At 77.7% G+C, this 2555-nt stretch carries 1 protein-coding gene; it reads left to right on the top strand.

The window, feature by feature from the left end; translation table 11 throughout:
* Window positions 1-361: 361 nt before the first annotated feature.
* A partial coding sequence (locus tag FOE67_RS22475) for a ComEC/Rec2 family competence protein (protein ID WP_323385302.1) occupies window positions 362-2555 on the top strand: 2194 nt, incomplete at its 3' end.

Here is a 2555-nt window from a genome sequence, read left to right on the forward strand (position 1 = left end):
CCCCGAGTCCTCGCCCCTCCGGCGCGCCGGTACCGCTTCCCGCCCCCACGGCGACACCGACCGCCCACCCGCGGGCTCCCGGCATCCGCTCCACGCGGGCGCGGGTCGGCTGGGCCACGCCCACCCGCGGGAGGAGGGTCCCACCGACCTCCGGCTCCTCCTCCCGGCCGCCGCCTGCTGGGCGGGGGCGGCCCTCGCCCCGGTGACGCCCCCTTCTCTCCTGCCCTCCCTCCTCGCACTGTGCGTTCTCGGGGGAACGGTTCTCACCGGCGCGGCCCTCCGGTCGCGCCGCCGTTCCCGGTCGTCCCCGCCCGTCGGGGTGTCCGGGCCGGGGGGCGGCCGTGCCCCGGTGGTGTGCGCCGTGGTGCTGCTGTGTGCCGCGACCGGCGGCGCGGTGGCGGCACTGCACACCGCGGCGGCACGGGCCGGCCCACTGCCCGGCGCGGCCCGCGACGGCCTCCCGGCGGTGGTCGAGGTCGGGATCGACGGGGACCCGAAGCCCGCCCGGGCGCCCTCCTTCGGCGGCCCCCCTCCCCTGCTGGTGGCCGGAACGGCACGTCGGGTCTCCGTCGCCGGCTCCGGGACCGCCGGGGCGGCGACGGCGGTCCGCACCCCGGTCCTGCTGGTGGTCGAGGACGCGCACCCCGATTGGTCGCGGCTGCTGCCCGGCAGCGTCGTCTCGCTGACCGCCCGGCCCGTGGAACCGAAGGGCGACCGGACCGACGGCCCGGTGGCGATTCTCCGGGTACGGGGCGGACAACCCCCGGAGGTCGTCCGGGGGCCACCGCTCGCCCAGCGGGTGGCGGGCCGGCTGCGGGCGGGGCTCGTGGAGGCCGTCGCCGATCTGCCGGAAACCCCGCGCGGACTCCTGCCGGCCCTGGTCATCGGGGACACCACCGGCCTCCCGCCCGGGCTCCTGGACGCCGTCCGGGCGGTGGACATGTCCCACCTCGTCGTGGTCAGCGGCGCCCACCTCGGCGTACTCCTGGCGGTACTGCTCGGTTCCCCCGGCCGGGCGGCCCTGGCCGAGCGCGGGGGCCTGGCCGCCCGCCTGGGCCTGTCGCTGCGCACCACCGCCCTCCTCGGCGGCTGCCTGGTGGTCTTCTTCGTCGTGCTGTGCCGCCCCGGGCCGAGCGTCCTGCGGGCGGCGGTGTGCGGCGGGATCGCCATGGTCGCCCTGGCCACCGGCCGGACCCGATCGCTCCTCCCGGCCCTGGCCGCCGCCGTCCTGCTGCTCGTCCTCCACGACCCGTCCCGCGCCCGGTCCTTCGGGTTCCTGCTCTCGGTGGCGGCCACGGCCTCCCTGCTGACCCTCACACCGCGCTGGAGCGCGGCCCTGCGCCGTCGGGGGATGCGGGGCGGGCCGGCCGACGCGCTGGCCTCCGCCGCGGCGGCCCAGGCGGTGTGCGCGCCGATCGTCGTGGTCTTCGCCGAGCGGGTCAGTCCGGTGGCGATCCCGTGCAACATCCTGGCGCAGCTCGCCTTCACCCCGGCCCTGGTCCTGGGATGGGCCGCGCTGGCCCTGGCACCCTTCCTGCCCGGCCCGGCCGCCCATCTCGCGTGGTGGGCCTCCTGGCCCACCGAGTGGATCGCCGGTGTCGCCCTGCGCGGCTCCTCGTTGCCCGGCGCGGTGATCGACTGGCCGGGCGGGTGGTGGGGGGCGCTGGTGCTGGGGGTGGTCACCCTCGCCCTGGTCCCGCTCCTGCGCCGATGGCGTCGCCGCCCGGTGTCCGCCTGCTGCCTGGCGCTCATCCTCCTCGCCGCGATCCTGCGCCCGGCGGGCCTCGATCCGCTGCTGCGCGGTCTCACCGGCTGGCCGCCGGGGGGATGGCGGATCGTCGCCTGTGACGTCGGGCAGGGGGACGCCACGGTGCTCGCCGCCGGTCCCGCGACCGCCGTCGTCGTGGACGCCGGACCCGACCCGCTCGCGATCGACGCCTGTCTGCGCGGACTGGGCGTACGCAGGGTGCCGCTGGTCGTGCTCACCCACTTCCACGCCGACCACGTGGCCGGTCTGCCGGGCGTGCTGCGCGGACGGACGGTCGGGGCGGTGCAGGTCTCACCGGTGCGGGAGGTCCCCGAGCAGGCGGAGTTCGTGGACCGGGTGGCGCGGGAGGCAGGGCTGCCGGTGATGGTCTCCCGCCCCGGCGAGCGCCGTTCGACCGGCCCCGACCTGACGTGGGAGGTGCTCTGGCCGCCGGAGGATCCCCGGGGTTACGGCTCCAACGACTCCAGCGTCACGCTGCTGCTCCGCACCGCCGGGATGACGGTTCTGCTGCCCGGCGATCTGGAACCCCCCGCGCAGCGGGCCCTGCTCGCCGAACATCCCGATCTGCCGGCGGTGGATGTCCTGAAGGTGCCGCACCACGGCTCGGCCCACCAGCACCCACCCCTGCTCGAACGCCTCGCTCCCCGTACGGCGTTGATCAGCTGCGGCGCCGACAACACCTACGGCCACCCCGCCCCGGCCCTGCTCGCGGATCTGGCGGCGGCCGGAACGGCGGTGCTGCGCACCGACCTCCACGGCGACGTGGCGCTCCTGCCGGGGGCGGGGG

The organism is Streptomyces calidiresistens (assembly GCF_014141525.1).
Taxonomy (GTDB): Bacteria; Actinomycetota; Actinomycetes; order Streptomycetales; family Streptomycetaceae; genus Streptomyces; species Streptomyces calidiresistens.